The organism is Pseudoxanthomonas jiangsuensis (genome assembly GCF_010093185.1).
Taxonomy (GTDB): Bacteria; Pseudomonadota; Gammaproteobacteria; order Xanthomonadales; family Xanthomonadaceae; genus Pseudoxanthomonas; species Pseudoxanthomonas jiangsuensis.
Genome location: NZ_PDWL01000006.1, coordinates 1 through 17,426, shown reverse-complemented (window position 1 = coordinate 17,426; position 17,426 = coordinate 1). Strand labels below are relative to the sequence as shown.

General features: G+C 68.6%; 15 protein-coding genes and 1 tRNA gene. 2 read left to right on the top strand and 14 right to left on the bottom strand.

The window, feature by feature from the left end:
• The first annotated feature begins 186 nt into the window (after nt 1-186).
• The gene (locus tag CSC62_RS05240) at nt 187-717 is read left to right on the top strand and encodes a GspH/FimT family pseudopilin (protein ID WP_162405120.1); all 531 of its coding nucleotides are present in this window, start codon (nt 187-189) and stop codon (nt 715-717) included.
• 165 nt (nt 718-882) lie between these two features.
• Here the strand turns inward: CSC62_RS05240 and CSC62_RS05235 are convergent.
• From CSC62_RS05235 to grxD, 12 genes are all read right to left on the bottom strand, one after another.
• Nucleotides 883-959 (bottom strand) — tRNA-Asn (locus CSC62_RS05235).
• An 87-nt stretch (nt 960-1,046) separates the two neighbouring features.
• The gene (locus tag CSC62_RS05230) at nt 1,047-1,508 is read right to left on the bottom strand and encodes a type IV pilin protein (protein ID WP_425501993.1); all 462 of its coding nucleotides are present in this window, start codon (nt 1,506-1,508) and stop codon (nt 1,047-1,049) included.
• Nucleotides 1,505-5,293 (bottom strand): pilus assembly protein, encoded by a 3,789-nt coding sequence (locus tag CSC62_RS05225; RefSeq protein WP_246194209.1) that lies wholly within the window; start codon nt 5,291-5,293, stop codon nt 1,505-1,507. Before CSC62_RS05225 ends, CSC62_RS05230 begins: the two co-directional genes overlap by 4 nt.
• A 22-nt stretch (nt 5,294-5,315) precedes the next feature.
• Nucleotides 5,316-5,837 carry a pilus assembly PilX family protein gene (locus CSC62_RS05220; protein ID WP_162405118.1) on the bottom strand — a complete coding sequence of 174 codons (522 nt, stop codon included), beginning with the start codon at nt 5,835-5,837 and terminating at the stop codon, nt 5,316-5,318.
• Nucleotides 5,838-5,850: 13 nt separating this feature from the next.
• A complete protein-coding gene (locus CSC62_RS05215) occupies nt 5,851-6,912 on the bottom strand; it encodes a PilW family protein (RefSeq protein ID WP_162405117.1) in 1,062 nt (353 codons plus the stop codon).
• Between the two features lie 5 nt (nt 6,913-6,917).
• Entirely contained in the window at nt 6,918-7,406 is a 489-nt protein-coding gene (pilV, locus tag CSC62_RS05210; protein ID WP_162405116.1) for a type IV pilus modification protein PilV, read from the bottom strand.
• Nucleotides 7,403-7,906, bottom strand: coding sequence for a GspH/FimT family pseudopilin (locus CSC62_RS05205; protein WP_162405115.1), 504 nt, complete (start codon nt 7,904-7,906; stop codon nt 7,403-7,405). The genes pilV and CSC62_RS05205 overlap by 4 nt, the downstream gene beginning before the upstream one ends.
• Before the next feature lie 126 nt (nt 7,907-8,032).
• Entirely contained in the window at nt 8,033-9,418 is a 1,386-nt protein-coding gene (gene ppnN, locus CSC62_RS05200) for a nucleotide 5'-monophosphate nucleosidase PpnN (RefSeq protein ID WP_162405114.1), read from the bottom strand.
• Nucleotides 9,419-9,549: 131 nt separating this feature from the next.
• On the bottom strand, nt 9,550-12,900 hold the full coding sequence (locus CSC62_RS05195) for a TonB-dependent receptor (RefSeq protein ID WP_246194207.1): 3,351 nt from the start codon (nt 12,898-12,900) through the stop codon (nt 9,550-9,552).
• 214 nt (nt 12,901-13,114) lie between these two features.
• Entirely contained in the window at nt 13,115-13,714 is a 600-nt protein-coding gene (locus CSC62_RS05190) for a YhgN family NAAT transporter (RefSeq protein ID WP_162405113.1), read from the bottom strand.
• Nucleotides 13,711-14,469, bottom strand: coding sequence for an SDR family NAD(P)-dependent oxidoreductase (locus tag CSC62_RS05185; protein ID WP_246194223.1), 759 nt, complete (start codon nt 14,467-14,469; stop codon nt 13,711-13,713). Before CSC62_RS05185 ends, CSC62_RS05190 begins: the two co-directional genes overlap by 4 nt.
• A gap of 2 nt (nt 14,470-14,471) precedes the next feature.
• A complete protein-coding gene (gene grxD, locus CSC62_RS05180; protein ID WP_162405111.1) occupies nt 14,472-14,792 on the bottom strand; it encodes a Grx4 family monothiol glutaredoxin in 321 nt (106 codons plus the stop codon).
• A 112-nt stretch (nt 14,793-14,904) separates the two neighbouring features.
• On the opposite strand from grxD, the gene CSC62_RS05175 reads away from it, so the two are divergent.
• On the top strand, nt 14,905-15,483 hold the full coding sequence (locus CSC62_RS05175) for a superoxide dismutase (RefSeq protein ID WP_162405110.1): 579 nt from the start codon (nt 14,905-14,907) through the stop codon (nt 15,481-15,483).
• A 19-nt stretch (nt 15,484-15,502) separates the two neighbouring features.
• Here CSC62_RS05175 and CSC62_RS05170 read toward each other — a convergent pair whose 3' ends face one another.
• Both CSC62_RS05170 and purE read right to left on the bottom strand, forming a co-directional pair.
• Nucleotides 15,503-16,657 (bottom strand): 5-(carboxyamino)imidazole ribonucleotide synthase, encoded by a 1,155-nt coding sequence (locus CSC62_RS05170; RefSeq protein WP_162405109.1) that lies wholly within the window; start codon nt 16,655-16,657, stop codon nt 15,503-15,505.
• Nucleotides 16,658-16,667: 10 nt separating this feature from the next.
• Nucleotides 16,668-17,216, bottom strand: a complete 549-nt coding sequence (purE, locus tag CSC62_RS05165) for a 5-(carboxyamino)imidazole ribonucleotide mutase (RefSeq protein WP_162405108.1) — start codon at nt 17,214-17,216, stop codon at nt 16,668-16,670.
• Nucleotides 17,217-17,426 lie beyond the last annotated feature (210 nt).

Genomic DNA, 17,426 nt, shown 5'->3' with positions numbered 1-17,426 from the left:
GAGCTTGGAGGGGACCGGACAGTATAGGCAGGCGCCGGGTGCAGGCCGTGTCGGTGGGGGCGGGCTGGGCTCCGGCCCTTACAAAAGAGCGCCGCGAATTCCTACAGGCGGTTCGGCGGCGCGGCGATTACCGGCGCCCGGTCGCGGCGCGATCCTGTTCCCGCTCCCGAGCGAAAGGATTCGCCCATGCGCAAGGATGCGCCGGGATTTACCCTGGTCGAGTGCCTCACCGTGCTCGCCATCTTCGCCGTCCTCTGCGGCCTGGCCCTGCCCGGCTTCCAGGACACCCTCCGGCGCCAGCGCGCCACCACCGCTCTGCACCTGGTCAGCGCGCAGCTGGCTCAGGCGCGGGCGACGGCGGTCATGCAGCGCCAGCCGGTGACCTTGTGCCCCTCCCAGGGTGACGGCCGCTGCCACGATGCGCCCGACTGGAGCGGCGGGTGGCTGCTCTACCGCGATCCGCAACGGCGCAACCAGCCCGTGACGGCAGCGGACATCCTGCGCGACGTGCGACAGCCGTTTGCGGCCTCGGTCCAGGTCCACTCCAGCGGCGGCCGCCTGCGAGTCCGTTACCAGCCCGATGGCCGCAGCGGCGGCAGCAACTTGACCCTGCGCGTGTGCCAGGACGCACGCCTGGACGGCGAGGTGATCGTGAACAACGTAGGCCGGGTGAGGACCCGGAAGCCGGTGGTCGCTACGCCCTGCCCGGCCAGCTGAACTGCCTCCCTGATCGCAACCGAAATGCACCGTACCAACTGCGTTGCGCGCCCTGCCGCTCCTGCGGCGGCTAGAGCCCTGCCGATCCAGTCCCCAGCCCGCCAGATGGACGCTTCCTGGGCAAAGAAAAAGGGCTTGCGATCACTCGCAAGCCCTTGATTTTTCTGGCGCCCGAAGTTGGACTCGAACCAACGACCCCCTGATTAACAGTCAAGTGCTCTAACCGGCTGAGCTATTCGGGCGGGGGCGCGCATTGTAAGGGCAGATCGCGGCGGTGGGCAAGACGCCGGACAAGAATTCCTTCCGGTCCGACATCGCCCACGCAGCCCTTACCAGCACTCCGACAGGTCCACCGAACCCGACCGGCCCTTCAGCCCGGTGCTGGTGAGCGTGAGGTTGCCGCACCGGTCCTTGACCTGGTCACCGGTCGCCGTGGCCGTAAGGGTGAATGCGGACGCCTCGGTGGCGCCGAACGGCGTGGGCGAGATCGTGTAGAAGGACGTTCCCTGGCGCGGCGACTGCGCGGGCGGCACGTAGCCGGTGTAGGTGTTGTTCGCGGTGAACCACCGTTCCGCCTCCTGCGCGTACTCCACCAGGTCCGCCTTGGCCTGCGCCCGCCGCGACTTGCGCACCTGGTCCTGGTAGGCCGGGTATGCCAGCGCGGTGAGGATCGCGATCACCGCGATCACGATCATAAGTTCGATCAAGGTGAAGCCCTTGGACCTGGTGTGCATACGCGCGTTCCGCAAGGCGTTGGAAGGCAGGGGTGAACTGATGATGGCCGCGCTCATCGCACCTGTCTCCAGGATTGGCGCCCGCACGGGCGCGGCAGGTACATCAGCGGTGCACCGGCCACGTTGATCACCATTGAGCAGCGGGCGCCCAGGGCGTCGTCCACGTCATCGTCCGTGGCCGCCCCGGACAGCGGCGACACGCGCGGGGTGGTCATCACCGCCACGTCCTTCACCGGTGCATCGCCTGCATCCAGCTTGATCGCACCGGTGCTGCTCGCGGGCTGGGTTCCATCGGGCGAGCCCATCCGCACGCGGGTCAGTGCCGCAGCACCACTCAGGGCATTGAGGCCGTAGAGGTAGTTGTCGCCCCCCAGGCCACACAGGCTGCTCGAACCGGCCGGTGGAGCATAGGTTGGGAAGAAGATGACGCCGCTCTCCACCCTTGGATACCCGATCATGCGCTCGCCCGCGGGCAGGTCGATGTACCAGCCCTTGTGAGCGCCCGTGATCGCATTGGTGCTGGTAGCCCTGAAGTCACCGGTATCCGAGCCCACGGACTGCGCAAGCAGGTCGCCGCGACCGCTGACCGAATAGCCTGTAACGGGCCGGTCCATGATCGCGTAGAACGTCTGCACGCCGCTGCTGCCGCTGTCGTTCTCGAACGAATAGCTACCGGTGCCGAAGAACACCATCGAGGCGGTACCCGGGCCGGCGGCGACATCCAGCCCACCAGTAATCGGCTGGCGCTGGGTAGATGCGTCGCGGGCCACGTAGAACGGCTCGGTGAGGCCGGTGGTGCTCGAGACCAGGTTGAACTTCCACACGGCGCCGTTCTGGTCGGAGGCGTACACCGTATCGGCGAAGCCGTCGCGGCCCGCCGTCCAGGCATCATTGGCATAGGTGCGACGCTGCATGTCGACCACCACCACGTTGCCCATGCCGTTGTAGCCCAGCAGATCGTTCCCGTCCGGATCTTCGGCGGCGGTAACCACGCTGGTGGCCCCGGTGATCGCATCCACGACGAATAGCGACGCGGTCTGGCTGGCGCTGTTGTAGCCGTTGCCGAAGACCACCTTCCAGGAGACGACCGGGTTACCCGACCCATCCACGCCCTTGATCGGCACGATCACCGGCTTGCCCAGCACGTAACCGATGTTCTCGCTGATGGTCGTATGGCCGGTGATCAGGTCGTTGACTTCCCACAGCACCGAGATGTCATCGGGGTCGGTCACATCCAGAGCGAACACGCTGCGGCCGCCAGCGCCGGACGTGCCTACCAGAACGGTCTTCCAGGACGTTCCGTCGAAGACGTCGGAAATGGTTACCGGCCCGTCGACGTAGTACCGGTGCTGGAAGTTCTGGTTGGCGCCGCGGGCGGCGTCATAGGGAAACAGCAGGTTGCCCAGGTGCCCGACGGCCGTCGCGGGGATGTACGCGAAGGTCTCCTCGCCCGTCTCGCCATCGAATGCGTGCAGCATGCCGTCATTCGCGCCGACGTAGACCATCTGCTTACCGGAGCTGCGCTTGGTTGCCAGGTAGGCGGCGTAGGTGGTCGCATACGTCCCGCCCAGCGCGCGATAGCCGTAATCGTCAACGGTTCGCACGACGGTAGGCGTTGAGGTGATCACGCGGCCTGCCGTCACCACCGGAGTGGAGTTGACGATGTCGCCAAGCACCTTGGTGCGGGTGCGGAAACGGGTGCCCTCCAGCGACTGGTCGCCGCGCAGGTAGTTGACCGCCTGCCCGAGGTTGACACCGAGGCTGCCGATATAGGTGGCGCATGCACCGGGTGCCAGTTCGCCCGCGCAGAGTCCCGCCAGATCGACGCCGGCGGCCGTCAGGTTGGTATCGCTGAATGCCGCAACCGTCGGAACCACGGAACTGGACGTCATGCCGAATCTGATGTTGCGCGCACCGTGCGCCGGCAGCTCGTTGCCAGCCTCCCACGCCTGAGTCGTGGTGACATGGCCGGTAAGCGGATTGGCGATCGCGGTACTCGCCCTCAGTTCGCCGTACCAGTCCAGCGGCGGGGTGTCACCATCGGCCAACGCGGTGTAGCTGGGTTCCACCACCAGCGAGCCGGTGCCGATGCGCGAGCCGGTGAGCGACAGCGTGCCCGACGGCGACGAGCCATCGCCCACCGAGGCCAGGATGCGGCGCATGGCCTCGGTCACCGCCGCTGGCGAGCGGGCATTGACCATCATGCCGCGCGCGTTGAGGGTGGCATGCCACATCTCGTCCACGGCGTTGGGATTGAGGTCTTCGCGCGCGGTGTGCCAAGTCGGCGGATTGGCATACGGATCCGGCGTGACCTTGGCGGGATCGTTCGCATCCGCCAAATAGCTCACGTCGAACAGGCGGCCACGCGTACCCAGCGTGATGCCGTAGAAGTTCATGTGCAGGTTGGTCTGACAATCCAGCTTGGGGTCCGGCGTCGTGGCCGAACAGCCCCCGGGCACCGGCACTTCGTTGGTGTCGATGTCGGGGCGCAGCGAGTCCAGGTAGTACGGCACCACGATGTCGGCCATGGTGTTGTCGACCGTATCGCTGAACGGCGCGGTCGGCATGCGCGTCCCATCCAAGTTGCCGCCGACATCGGGACTGTTGCCCTCTTCGTTGATGTAGCCGTCCGTGAACAGCATGCCGGCGTTCTTCTGGCAGGCGGACACCACCGGCAGGTTGGTCCCGGTGCTGCGCTTGAACTGCTCGCCGATATGGCGCACCGCGCGACGGTTCGGCGTCGACCCGGACGCACGCATCCGGTGGATCTCGGAGAACAGCGCATTGCGCTCGGTGGTGTCCGACATGTCACGCATGGTGACGTCGACACGGTTGCTAATCCTGAACCAACCGACCCGCATCTTCGACACGTCGCCCAGTGCATTGGTGACCGAGCCGATGAGGCCCTCACGGCGGCTGCGGTAGTAGCTGAACCAGCTGGCGAAGTTCTGCATCGCCGCGCCATAGGCCGCCGTGTCGTTATTGAAGTTCGCCAGCTTGATTTCATAGCGGTACAAGGTCCCGGGCCGGCCACCGGCCGGGTCGGTCACCGCCACCGGCGTGGCGGTATAGCCGTAGCTGGCCGGCAAGGTATCGGGGTCGGCCAAGTAGAACGTCGCCGGGTAGTACTTGAAGGACAGCCGGCAACTCTGGTTGATGGTGGTGACCTGGGTCAGGATCCGCCAGTCACCGGTGTAGGCCGGCAGTGCCGGCGTGCTGTTGCAGTTGCCACGCACTTCGGCGCCCACCGGCAGGACCATGCCAGCGCGGACACGAAACCTGCGGTTGTTGTCGTTCCCCGTGTAGGCCACGACGCTGGTCAGGTCCAGGGTCGCGGTGGTCTTGCCCTCCGAGCCCGTGGGACGCGGATCAACAGGTGCGGCGGCAGGATCGATCGAAGCGAGGTAATTGGTTCCATCTCCATTCTTCCAAGCCGAGTAAGTGATGCGAGGGTCAAAGTACGCCGTATTCACGTCCGGCGAGCGGGCGAAGCCGAAGGCGTCGATCGGCGGCATGACCGAATCATCGCTATGCCCGGCGACCGGGAAGTTGTAATAGAAGCGCGCATCACCCGCGGGCGCGCTGTCGTAACCCCACGCCTCGCTGCCGTTGTAGAAGCTCGTCCCGTTCCACACGTACACGCCGTCGCGGGTGTTGTTGAGCATCTCCCAGACCATCGAACCCGAATCATCCAAGGCCATGATGAAAGCCGTGGGAATCGTCTTGGAAACATGCAGCGGAGCTTGCGCCAGGTCGGGAGGCGTGGCTTGGGCGCGCACGGAGTAGAGGTAGTAACCTGCCGTTCCCAGCACGGCGAACGATGCCAGTGCGAGCAGTTTCATGGTCCGGGTATGCATAGTGTCCTCAGGGCCTGAAGATCGTATCGATGGCGGCGTTCGCGGACGCGGCCTCGTTGGTGGCATAGACGGTAATCTGGTAGACCGGGTTGGGGTCCTCGCTGACCGGTGCCGTGCCCATCGCAAGGCTGCTGTTGCCGGATATGCATGGCCCGATCTCGCGCACGCTCACCCGGTTGGCCTGCGGCACGTCGACCGACTTCGCCGCAGCCCAACTCCCGGCATCGAAGCCGTCATCGCAGATCTGGCTGACGTCCACGGCCGCCGCGGCGCAGGTGCCGGTGCGGTTCACCAGGCCTTCCAGGTAGCACTCGTGCTCGCGCGCATCGGCTTCGGCGGTCTGGAAGGCCAGGTTGGTGTTGAGGTAATTGGCGGCCATGCGCTCCTGCAGGCCGGCCACCTGCATGCCGACGATGCCGATCAGCGCCAGCAGGATCAGCATCATCAGAGCGACGTAGAGCGCCGCTCCCTGCTGCCCCTGGCGGGTGGCGGGTCGGGCATGCCGGGGAAGGAGGCGTTGTGCGCGCATCGTGATGGTCCGCTCAGTTGCCATACAGGCGGTTACGCAGGGCGATCGTGGTTTCATAGACGGCGCGATAGCGACCGTCGTCCGGGGCATCGACCGCCTCGCCGAGTAGGTTGGGCTCAACCTGGCTGGCCTGCGCGGCCGCCGCCGGTGCCGGGCTGGCTGCCAGCAGCGCCACCTGGACCTGGCCGACCGCCCGCCAGTCGAGGTCGGCATCGCCGACATCGTCGGCCGTGCCCTGGGTGTCCATGAATCCGGTCGGATCGGTGGCGTCGTTGCGGTCCATCCCATAACGCAACTGCAGGTTCTCGATGCCCTCGACCAGCTCCTCCGACGCAACGTCCCCATCGCCGTTCAGGCGCGCGCGCCACAGCGAGGGCTGTCCGCCGGCGCCCAAGCCGATGTAGTACACGACCACCTCGGCGCGGTACAGCATCGCCGGCCCACCGCCGGGGCTGGTGCCGTAGCGGCCCAGGTCCACGCCCGCCGGCGCGGTGACCTTGCCGGACGCGGCATCCACCGCGTCGGCCGAGAACACGTCCGCATAGGCGCAGTCGGCAACCCCGAACATCTCCGGAGAAGCCACGCCGCTGTCCTGCAGCACGCTCCACTTCGCCGGATCCACGGTGGCGAACGGCGCCGCCGGGTTGCTGGTATCGACCGTCAGGATCGGCGCCCCGTTGCCGCGCAGGAAGCGCAGCACCAGGGTGTCGGTCCCGTCGATGCGCTCGGGGCTGAGGTCGATGTCGTCCGGTGACGCATCTTCATAGCCGCGGATCGAATAGCCGAAGTCGAGGGCGCCGTCCACGCCGAAGTGGGAGTTGAATGCGTCGTCCGTCAGGCGCCGCGCCTGGTCGTTGACGCACCCGAAATGACCGGCCATGCGGATGTCGCGCTGCAGGAAATCGATGGCGAACCGCCCATTTTCCTGCGCCCGGCCCATGCCTTCGGAAAGCTGGTAGGCGGCGCGCGAAGCCCCGAACACCTCAACCAGGCCCAGCACGAGGATCAGGCCGATGACCAGCGCCACCATCAACTCGACCAAGGAAAGTCCGCGCTGCCGGCGGGAGGATGGCATCGGCTTCACAGGCGGGTCTCCGTAGCGAAGCTGACGTTCTTCTCCGCATCGGACACCGTGCCGTCGTTGTCGGCGTCGTTCCAGCGCTGGTCGCCCCAGGTAATGTCGACGTTGGCCACGCCGTCGTTGAAGGTCACCCTAGCGCTCGCGTCGGCCCCCAGCGCCATGCCCAAGCGGCATTCCCAGATGGTCTTGTACTTTTCGACGCTGATGTCGTCGTCGGGTTCGCATTCGCTGGCCGTGGTGCTGGCATCGTAATCGCCTGCGTACTGGGCGGCGACCAGGCGGTTGGCGCGCATCTGGTCTAGCATGTCCGACGCCAGGTTGGTGGCCTGGGTGCGCTGGTTGGCGCTCTGAGTGAAGCGCACGCTCATGGTCTGCAGCAGGGCGAAGCCGAGCAGGCCCACGCCGAGCACGAGGATGGCGATCATCACCTCGATCAGGCTGAAGCCGCCCGCGCGGCCGTGACCGCGGCCGATGGAACGCCGGTTCATGGGCAGGCCTCCTGCAGGGTGCGGGTCTGGCCGGTGGCGTTGAGCGCGATGCAGCGCAGCGGCGTGCCGGCGTCGTCCGGCGCCAGGTCGATCTGCTCGGCCCCGGTTTCCGACCGGCCCTGGGTCGTGAATTCGATCCCGTCCTCGGGGCCGGTCACGGTCATCTTCGACTTGGCCTGGATGTAGCGCACCACCACGGTGTCGACGCCGCTGGCCGTGCGCTCCTCGCGCCACACCAGCCAGCCGCCCGACCAGTCGGTGGCGGCGGCGCAGGTGGCGCCGTCGGTGGAAGCGCAGACCCCTGCCGGACCCAGGCCCTTGAGCGCCTCGGTCCTGGCCAGCGACAGCGAGGCCAGCATTTCGTTGGTGGTGGTGGCCACCCGGTTGGAACGCAGGCTGCCCTGGAAGCTCGGCAGGCCCAGGGACAGCAGGGCCGCCAGGATGGCGAGGGTCACCATCAGCTCGATCAGGGTGAAACCGGTCTGGCGGTCGGGCCGCATGCGCATCGCTCCCCAGCGTGATGCCAGCAGCCTAGCCGGGCCCGGGCCCGGCGCAAGGCGCGCCGGGACGAGCGGTCGGAGTGGCGGGAGGGACGGTCGCCTGCCCGGGGGAGGCCGGCGCCGCCCTCAGGCCACCACCCGGTAGCACGGCCGGTACTCGCCGGCGATCTTCATCCGCCTTTGCTCGACGAAGGCGCGCAGCAGGCCGTCCAGGGCCAGCATCATGTCCGGCGCGCCATGGATCTCGAACGGGCCATGGGCCTCGATCCGGCGCATGCCCTCCTCCTTGACGTTGCCGGCCACGATCCCGGAGAAGGCGCGGCGCAGGTCGGCCGCCAGCGCCGACGGCGGCCGGCCGTGGTGCAGGTCCAGCGCGGCCATGGCCTCGTGGCTGGGCACGAAGGGGTGCTGGAACTCCGCCGGGATGCGCAGGGCCCAGTTGAAGTAGAACGAATCCTTGTGGGCGATGCGCGCCTCGCGCACCTTGCGGATGCCGGCCGCCATCTTCTTCGCCACCGTGGCCGGGTCACCGACGATGATCTCGTAGCGCGAGGTGGCCGCCTCGCCCAGGGTCAGGCGCAGGAAGCGGTCGATCTGCTCGAAGTACGGCGCGGCGATGGTCGGCCCGGTGAGGATCAACGGGAACGGCAGGTCGGCGTTGTCCTCGTGCATGAGGATGCCGAGCAGGTACAGGATCTCCTCGGCCGTACCGACGCCGCCGGGGAACACGATGATGCCGTGGCCCAGGCGCACGAACGCCTCCAGCCGCTTCTCGATGTCCGGCATGATCACCAGCTCGTTGACGATCGGGTTGGGCGACTCGGCGGCGATGATGCCCGGCTCGGTGATGCCGATGTAGCGGCTGCTGGCCTTGCGCTGCTTGGCGTGGGCGATGGTGGCGCCCTTCATCGGGCCCTTCATCGCGCCCGGGCCGCAGCCGGTGCAGATGTCCAGCCCGCGCAGGCCCAGCTCGTAGCCGACCTGCTTGGTGTAGATGTACTCCTCGCGCGAGATCGAATGCCCGCCCCAGCACACCACCAGGTTGGGATCGGCCGGGCGCAGCACCCGCGCGTTGCGCAGCAGGCCGAACACCGCGTCGGTGATCCCGGCCGGCGTCTCCAGGTCCTGGGCGTACTCCGGGCCCAGCTCGATCGCCGTCCAGGCCAGGTCGCGGACCACGGCAAACAGCAGTTCGGCCACGCCGCGGATGATCTCGCCGTCGACGAAGGCCATGGCCGGCGCGCTTTTCAGGTCGATGCGCACGCCGCGGTCCTGCTGCGCGACCTGGATGTCGAAATCGGGATAGAGGTCGCGCGCCGCGCGCGGGTCGTCACTTGCGCTGCCGCTGGTCAGCACGGCCAGCGCGCAGCGGCGCAGGAGTTCGTGCATGCCGCCACTGGAGGCATCGCGCAGGCGGGCCACCTCGGTGCGCGAAAGCACGTCCAGGCCACCGCGCGGGTAGATGCGTGCGTCCTGCACGGGCAGGGTGCTGGTGGTCGCCGTCTCGTTCATTGTTCGTCCTGTCCTGTCTTCCGCATCCGGTCGCGGACTGTAACCCAGGCGAGGCCGGGCGCCCTCCCCCACAAAAGGAAACGGCCGGGTCGCCCCGGCCGTTCCATCAAGCATCGACTCCGATCAGGGGATCAGAAGTCGTAGCGCAGGCCCACCTGGACCGACCACTGCGAGACGCCGTTGGTCTGGCCGTCGCTGGAGGTCGGCATGCCTTCGGCGGTCGGCTGGCCGAACTGGGTGCCGCTGCGGTAGCCGTACACGTACTTGCCGTTGTAGATGCCCTGCAGGGCGGCCACGGCCTCGTTGGCGTTGAAGCCGTAGTCGACGATGTGGCCCCAGTCCTTGTTCAGCAGGTTGCCGACGTTCTGGATGTCCACCCAGACCTTCGACTTGTGGCCGTCGAAGAAGCCCGGCAGTTCCTGGCTGATGCGCAGGTCGAAGGTGTTCACCCAGCCCGCGCGGAACTCGTTCTCCGGCGCGTAGGTGCCCTGGTACTTCTTGAGCTCCGGGTTGGCGTCCAGCCAGTTCCAGAACGCCTGCTCCATCGCCGGGTTGGCGGTGAAGGCGCCGGTCGAGCTGAGGCTGCCGAACAGCACGTCGCCGCGGTTCGGAACGTAGAACAGGTCGTTGAAGGTACGACCGTCGCCGTTCGCGTCGCCGGTGAAGATGTAGCTGTACGGACGGCCGCTGCGGCCTTCATAGAACAGGCCGACCTGGGTGGCGTGGTCACCGAAGAACTTGTGCGACCAGTTCAGGGCGCCGCTGATGCGGTCCTTGATCTCGTAGCGGGCGGTGGACGAAGCCACTTCGTTGATGTTGAAGCCGTACTGGCCACCGAAGCCGGAACCGGCGGTCGAGCTGGTCAGCGCGCCCACTTCCTCGGCATTGGTGTAGGTGTAGCCCAGCATCCAGGACCAGTCGCTTTCTTCGCTGAACGGACGGCTCAGCGAGAACGTCAGCTGCTGGCCCTTGCCCTTGTTGGAGTTCTCCAGCAGGTACACGTCACCGAAGTAGGTGTTGCGGCCGTAGCGCGAGTTGTTGGTGTACGCGGAGCCCGAGCTCGGCAGGGTGCCGCGGTAGGCCGGGTTCCAGTACAGGGTGCGGCCATCCGGGCCCTCGTAGCCCGGGCCGACGTTCAGCGAACGGTAGAACAGCCCGTTCTTGACGTCGGTCAGCAGCAGTTCCGCCGAAGCGACGATGCCGTACCACGGGGTCTCGACGTCGATGCCCAGGTTCGCCTTCCACACAGACGGCAGTTCGAAGTCGTCGGAGATCACGTTGACGTTGCGCACGCCCGTGCCCGTCGCCGGGATCGTCGGGTTCAGGCCGTTGGCGCTGAACGGGATGTTCTGCCAGTCGGTCAGGTTCTGGTACGAGATGTAGTTCATGCCCGTGTTGCTGTAGGCATTGCCCACCCACACCTGCGGCGCGTCACCCTGGAACAGGCCCACGCCACCGCGCAGCTGCATCGGACGCTCGGTGTCGAACGTGTAGTTGAAGCCGAAGCGCGGCTGGATGATGTAGTCGCCGTTGTAGGTGTTGCTGTTGTCCAGACCGAAGCCACCGGTGTAGCCGGTACCGCAGGCGGCGTTGGCGGTGCCCGGCGCAGCGGCGAAGCACTCGTTGTACGGCGCATCCGGACTGGCCTCCGGCTTGTCGGCGCGCAGGCCCAGGGTCAGGGTCAGGTTCGGCGTGACATACCAGGTATCCTGGACGAAGAAGCCCAGGCTCTTGTTCTTGTACTGCGCGGCGATCGCGTCCGGATCGGTCGGGTTGGCCTGCAGGTCGTAGTCGAAGTACTGGCCACGGATCAGGTTGCCGAAATCGGCCACGCCGTTCACCCGCGGCACGTAGAAGCTGAAGTTGCCCCACGAATCCTGCAGGAAGTAGTTGTAGATGTCGCTTTCGTTGTACTCGAAGCCGAACTTGACGTCGTGGTCGCCCAGGGTCCAGGTGGCGGCGCCGAAGTAGTTCCAGGTCTCGGTCAGCAGGGTGTTGCCCGGCGAGCTGCGCTCGGTGCCCAGGCGGATCAGGTCACCGTTGGTGATCTGGTTCGTGGCGTTGCCGTCGTCGAAGTAGACCTGGATGGTCGGCGCGGTGGTCGGGCTGATGCGGATGGCCGAGTAGTCGCGGTACGAGGCCTTGAACTCGGTGGAGAACGTGTCGCTCCAGTCGCTGAACAGCTGGCCGACGTAGCTTTCCACGGTCTTGGCGTGGTTGTACCAGTTCGAGCTCAGCGCCAGCACGCTGCTGGTGGACGCCTCCGGACGGACGCGGTTCTGCTCCAGCTTGCTGTAACGCAGGCTGGCGCGGTGGTCCTCGTTGATGTTCCAGTCCAGCTTCAGCGCGTACTCTTCCAGCTCGGTGTCGCCGCTGCCGCTCAGCGCGCCCGGCTCGAAGCCCCACTCCTCGCGCGCGATGCGCTGCACTTCGGCCACGTCGGCGGCGTTGAAGTCCGCGCCGGCATCCAGCGGGTTGGTGCCCTGGCTGCCGCCCGGGGTGCCGATGTCGGCCTGGACGGTCTTCTCGTAGTTGGCGAAGAAGAACAGCTTGTCCTGGATGACCGGGCCGCCCAGGGTCATGCCGTAGGTGGTGTCCTTGGTGAACTCGTCGAACGGCAGGCCGGTGATGTCGGTGCTGGCACCGGCCACGCGGGCCGGGTAGTCGCCGAACCAGTCGCCGTCGCGGTACTTGCCGTACACCGAGCCGTGGAACTCGTTGGTACCGGACTTGGTGACCGCGTTGACGTTGGCGCCGGCCGCGCCGGACATGGTGACGTCATAGTTGGACAGGTTGACGTCGATGGCCTCGATGGCCTCCATCGACACCGGCTGGCGCATGGTCGGCATGTTGTTGCCTTCCAGGCCGAAGGTGTCGCTGGCCGAGACGCCGTCGATGGTGATCTTGTTGTAACGCGGGTTCATGCCGCCGGCGCTGATGCTGCCCGAGGCGCGGTCGGTGAACGCCACGCGCGGGTCCATGCGCATGTAGTCCTGGATGTTGCCACCCACGGACGGCAGGGCCTCGATTTCCTGGCGGTCGACGCTGGTGCCGGAGCCCATCTTGGTGGCGCTGAACACGGCCGAGCCACCGGACACGCCAACCACGCTGACGCTTTCCAGGGTGGTCACGTCGCCGGTCAGGGCGGCATTGACGGTGCTGACCTGGTTCAGGCTCAGGTAGATGCCTTCCTCGGTCTTGGTGCCCTCGCCCGGCTTGTTGATGGTGACGGTGTAGGGACCGCCGACGCGCAGGCCGCGGGCGCTGTAGCGGCCGCTGGCATCGGTGGTGGCGCGGCTGACCGTGCCCGACTCGACGTGGGTGATGGTGACTTCGGCGCCTGCGACCGGCTGGCCGGCGGCCGAGGTCACGGTGCCGCCGACGCCGGAGGAGGTGCTCTGGGCGAAGGCGGGGGCGGCGGCGAGCGCGATGGCCAGGCCCAGGGTGAGCTTGGACATCCGGAGTCGACGGGAATCGGTCATGGGATCTGCCTCTGACAGGATGGCTGGAAAAGGGGCGTGCCCGGAATGGGCTATGCGAATCAAGGGCTTCCCTGCATACGGAGGCGCAGGGGTTAACACCAGATTAACATGCTAATGACAGGGTGTGACCGCGATATGACAAATTTCTATTGCGGTGCAGCAAGCCGATCCGTCGCGTGCATGGTGGCGTTCCCCGGGCCGCCGGTGCGGGTTCTCAGGAGGCGGGGGTCAGGCCGAGATAAGCGGTCAGGCCATCCAGCAGCATCTGCACGGAGATGGCGACCAGCAGCATGCCCATGAGGCGCTCGATCGCCGACAGCGCGCGCCGGCCCAGCAGCCGGTAAAGGAACGGGGACGCCAGCAGGATGGCGGAGGTCGCGCCCCAGGCCAGGAGCAGGGCCAGACTCCACTCCCCCAGCCGGTCCGGCTCGCTGCTGCCCATCAGCATCACCGCGGCCATGCCCGACGGGCCGGCGACCAGGGGAATGGCCAGGGGCACGATGAACGGCTCGCCATCCGGGATCTCGCCCATCAGCCCTTCCGGGCGCGGGAAGATCATGCGGATGCCGATCAGGAACAGGACGATGCCACCGGCGATCGACACTGATTCCTGGCGCAGGTGCATCAGCTCCAGGGCGTACTTGCCGCACCACAGGAACAGCATCAGCACCGCCAGGGCGATCAGCAGCTCGCGGATCAGCACCACCCGCTGCCGGGCCGGCGGCAAAGGCTTGAGCACGCTGAGGAACACGGGAACGTTCCCCAGCGGGTCCAGGATCAGGAACAGCAGCAGGGCCGCGGACAGGATGGTCATGCGGGCAGGCTCCCGGTGGCGGCGGCATCCCAGATGGCGCCGCGATGGGCGGCGCCGGCCGCCGACAGCAGGATGACGCAGGCCGCGGCCCGGTCGCGGGCGTCGGCCACGCCCTCGCCGAGGTCGTCGGCGTAGGCGCGGGCGCGCAGCGGCGTGCGCATCGGCCCGGGCTGCAGGCCGGCGACCCGTACCGGGGTGCCGGCCAGTTCGGCGGCCAGCATCCCGACCAGCGCGCGCAGGCCGTGCTGGGCCACGCCGTAGGCGCCCCAGTAGGCCTGGCCGACCCGGGCGGGATCGTCGACCGTGACCACCACTGCCGGATCGTCCGCCTGCCGCAGCAGCGGCAGGCAGGCCTGGACCAGCCACCAGGGCGCGGTGAGGTTGACGTGGATGCTGCGGGCGAAGGAGGCCGGATCGATGTGTTCCAGCGGGGTCAGGCCGCGGAAGTCGGCGGCGCAGTGCAGGAGGCCGTCGAGCCGGCCCAGCTCCGCCTGCAGGCGGTCGACCAGTTCGGCGTAGTCGTCCGGGCCGGCGCCTTCCAGGTCCAGCGGATACAGCAGGGGCTCGGGGCCGGCCTGGGCCACGGCGTCGTAGACCCGGTTGAGCCTGGGCAGGCGGCGTCCGAGCAGGACCAGGGTGGCGCCGGCGGCGGCGCAGGCCTCGGCCGCGGCCGCACCGAGGCCGCCATGGGCGCCGCTGAGCAGGACCACGCGGCCGGCCAGCGGCCGGGGCGAGGCGACGGGCAGGTCGAGCAGGCTCACTGCGACTGCGCTTCGCTGACCATGCGCTGCAGCTCGCCGGACTCCAGCAGCTCCAGGGTGATGTCGCAGCCGCCGATCAGCTCGCCATGCAGGAACAGCTGCGGGAAGGTCGGCCAGTTGGAGAACCGCGGCAGGTTGGCGCGCACTTCTGGCTCCTCGAGCACGTTGACCGTGTGCAGGCCATCGGCGCCGGCGGCCTGCAGGGCCTGCACCGCGCGCGCGGAGAAGCCGCACATCGGGTACGCCGGCGTGCCCTTCATGAACAGCACGATCGGGTGGCCCTCGACCTCGGCCTGGATGCGCTCCATCACCGCCATTGCGACTCTCCCTGGACGGCGGGGACCGGCCCGCCGTCGGCTAAACTGAAGTTGCAATTGTAATCCCTGCGCGCCGCCGCGCCGACGCCCCCCGACCGGAACCGCCGTCCCGATGCCGATCGAACTGCCCGCCCTGCCCTACGCCCGCACCGCGCTGGAGCCGCACCTCTCGGCCGCGACCCTGGACGCGCTGCACGGCGGCGTGCACCGCGCCTGCGTGGACGCGGCCAACGGCCTGCTGCCGGGCAGCGGCCTGGAGGAGCTGGCGCTGGAGGAGATCGTCCGCCGGGCCCGCGGCGCGCTGTTCGAGCAGGCCGCGCAGGCCTGGACCCTGGGGTTCTACTGGACCTGCCTGTCGCCGCGCGGCGGCGGCGAACCCGGCGCCCGCCTGGGCGAACTGCTGGCGCGCCAGTACGGCGACCACGCGCGTTTCCGCGACGAGTTCGCGCGGGTGGCGATGGGCCTGTCCGGCTCGGGCTGGGTCTGGCTGGTGCAGCGCGCGGACGGTTCGCCGGGCATCGTCGCCACCCACGGCGCCAACAACCCGCTGACCGGCAGCGACCGGCCGCTGCTGGCCTGCAACCTGTGGGAACACGCCTGGTACCTGGACCGCCAGAACGACCGGGCGCAGTACCTGGAAGCGTTCTGGAAGGTCGTGGACTGGAACGCGGTGACGGCGCGGCTGCGCTGAGGCAACCGCAAGCCGGCGGCTACAGGCCGCGCAGCGCGGCGACCGGCGGGGCGACCTGCGATTCGCGGCCCAGCGTGCGACCGACCCGCTCCAGGGCATCGGCCAGCGCCGCCGGCGCATCCGCACGCAGGGTGGCGTGCCCGACCTTGCGCCCGGCGCGCGGCTCCTTGCCGTAGTCGTGCCAGTGGCCGCCGGCCTCGCGCAGGACCGCGCCCGCGTCCGGCATCTGCCCGATCCAGTTGAGCATGCAGGCGTGGCCGATCGCGCCGGTATCGCCCAGCGGCAGGCCCAGCACCGCGCGCAGGTGGTTCTGGAACTGCGAGGTCTGCGCGCCCTCGATGGTCCAGTGCCCGGAGTTGTGCACCCGCGGCGCCATCTCGTTGGCCAGCAGTTCGCCGCCGCGGCAGAACAGCTCCAGCGCGAACACGCCGACGTAGTCCAGCCGCTGCGCCAGGCTGCGCGCGTGCTCCACCGCCCTCCGCGCCAGTTCCGGCTCGACCCGCGCCGGCGCCAGGCTGGCCGAGAGCACGCCATCGACGTGCCAGTTCTCGGTCAGCGGCCAGGTGCGGAACTCGCCGTCGCGGCCGCGCACGGCCACTACGCTCAGCTCGCGCTCGAACGGGACGAAGGCCTCGACGATCAGGCCGACCGTGGCCGCCTGCGCGCCCAGCGCCTCCCAGGCCGCGTCGGCGTCGCCGTAGCCGCGGATCCGGAACTGGCCCTTGCCGTCGTAGCCCAGGCGGCGGGTCTTGAGGATGCAGGGCACGCCGACCGCGTCCAGCGCCCGCTCCAGGTCCTGGCGGCTGGCGACCGTGGCGAACTCAGGCACCGGGATGTCCAGTTCGCGGAACAGGGTCTTCTCGGCCAGCCGGTCCTGGGCCACGGCCAACGCGCGCGGGTTCGGGAACACCTGCGCCCGCGCCGACAGCCACTCGGCGCTCTCGGCCGGCACGTTCTCGAAATCGAAGGTAGCCACGTCGACCTTGCCGGCGAACTGCGCCAGCGCGGCCTCGTCGCGGTAGTCGCCGACCAGCAAAGGCGCGAACTGCCCGGCGCAGGCGTCGGCCACGGTGTCCATCACCAGGAAGCGCAGGCCCAGCGGCGCGCCGGACAGGGCCAGCATGCGGGCCAGCTGGCCGCCGCCGAGGATGCCGACGGTGGTACGGGTGCTCATGCCGGGCGCCTCACTGCCGCGGATCGTCGTGGGCGACCACGTCGTCGGTCTGGCGCTGGCGGAAGGCGGCCAGCGCCTCGCCGATCGCCGGGTGGTCGGCGGCCAGCAGGGCGGCGGCGAACAGCCCGGCGTTGGCCGCGCCGGCATTGCCGATGGCGAAGGTCGCCACCGGGATCCCGGCCGGCATCTGCACGATCGACAGCAGCGAGTCCATGCCGTTGAGCGCCTTGCTCTGCACCGGCACGCCCAGCACCGGCACCGCGGTCTTGGAGGCGAGCATGCCCGGCAGGTGGGCCGCGCCGCCGGCGCCGGCGATGATCGCGCGCAGGCCGCGCGCCTGGGCGCTGGCGGCGTAGTCGAACAGCACGTCGGGCGTGCGGTGGGCGGAGACCACCTTCACTTCGTGCGGCACGCCCAGCGCGTCGAGCTTCTGCACGGCGTGCTGCATGGTCTCCCAGTCGGAACGGGACCCCATCACCACCCCGACCAGGGGGGCCGTGGCGGAGGCTGCGGGCCCGGGCCAGCCACAGCGGGCGATGCGGGCGGGGCGCGAGGCCATGCCGGCATGAGCCGGCGGACGGCGCGGGGGGAGGAACGGGACATCGCGATCTCCTTGTGCTGCACCCGCGGGCCGCGGCAATCCCCCGCCGGGAACCGAACGGCGCCGCCGATGGCGGATGTTACGCCGGCCACGTGGCGCACCACCCGGCGGGCGCGGCATCCCCAGTGGTGGCGTCGGAGGAAACCTGCCGCCAGTGTCCGCGCCCGC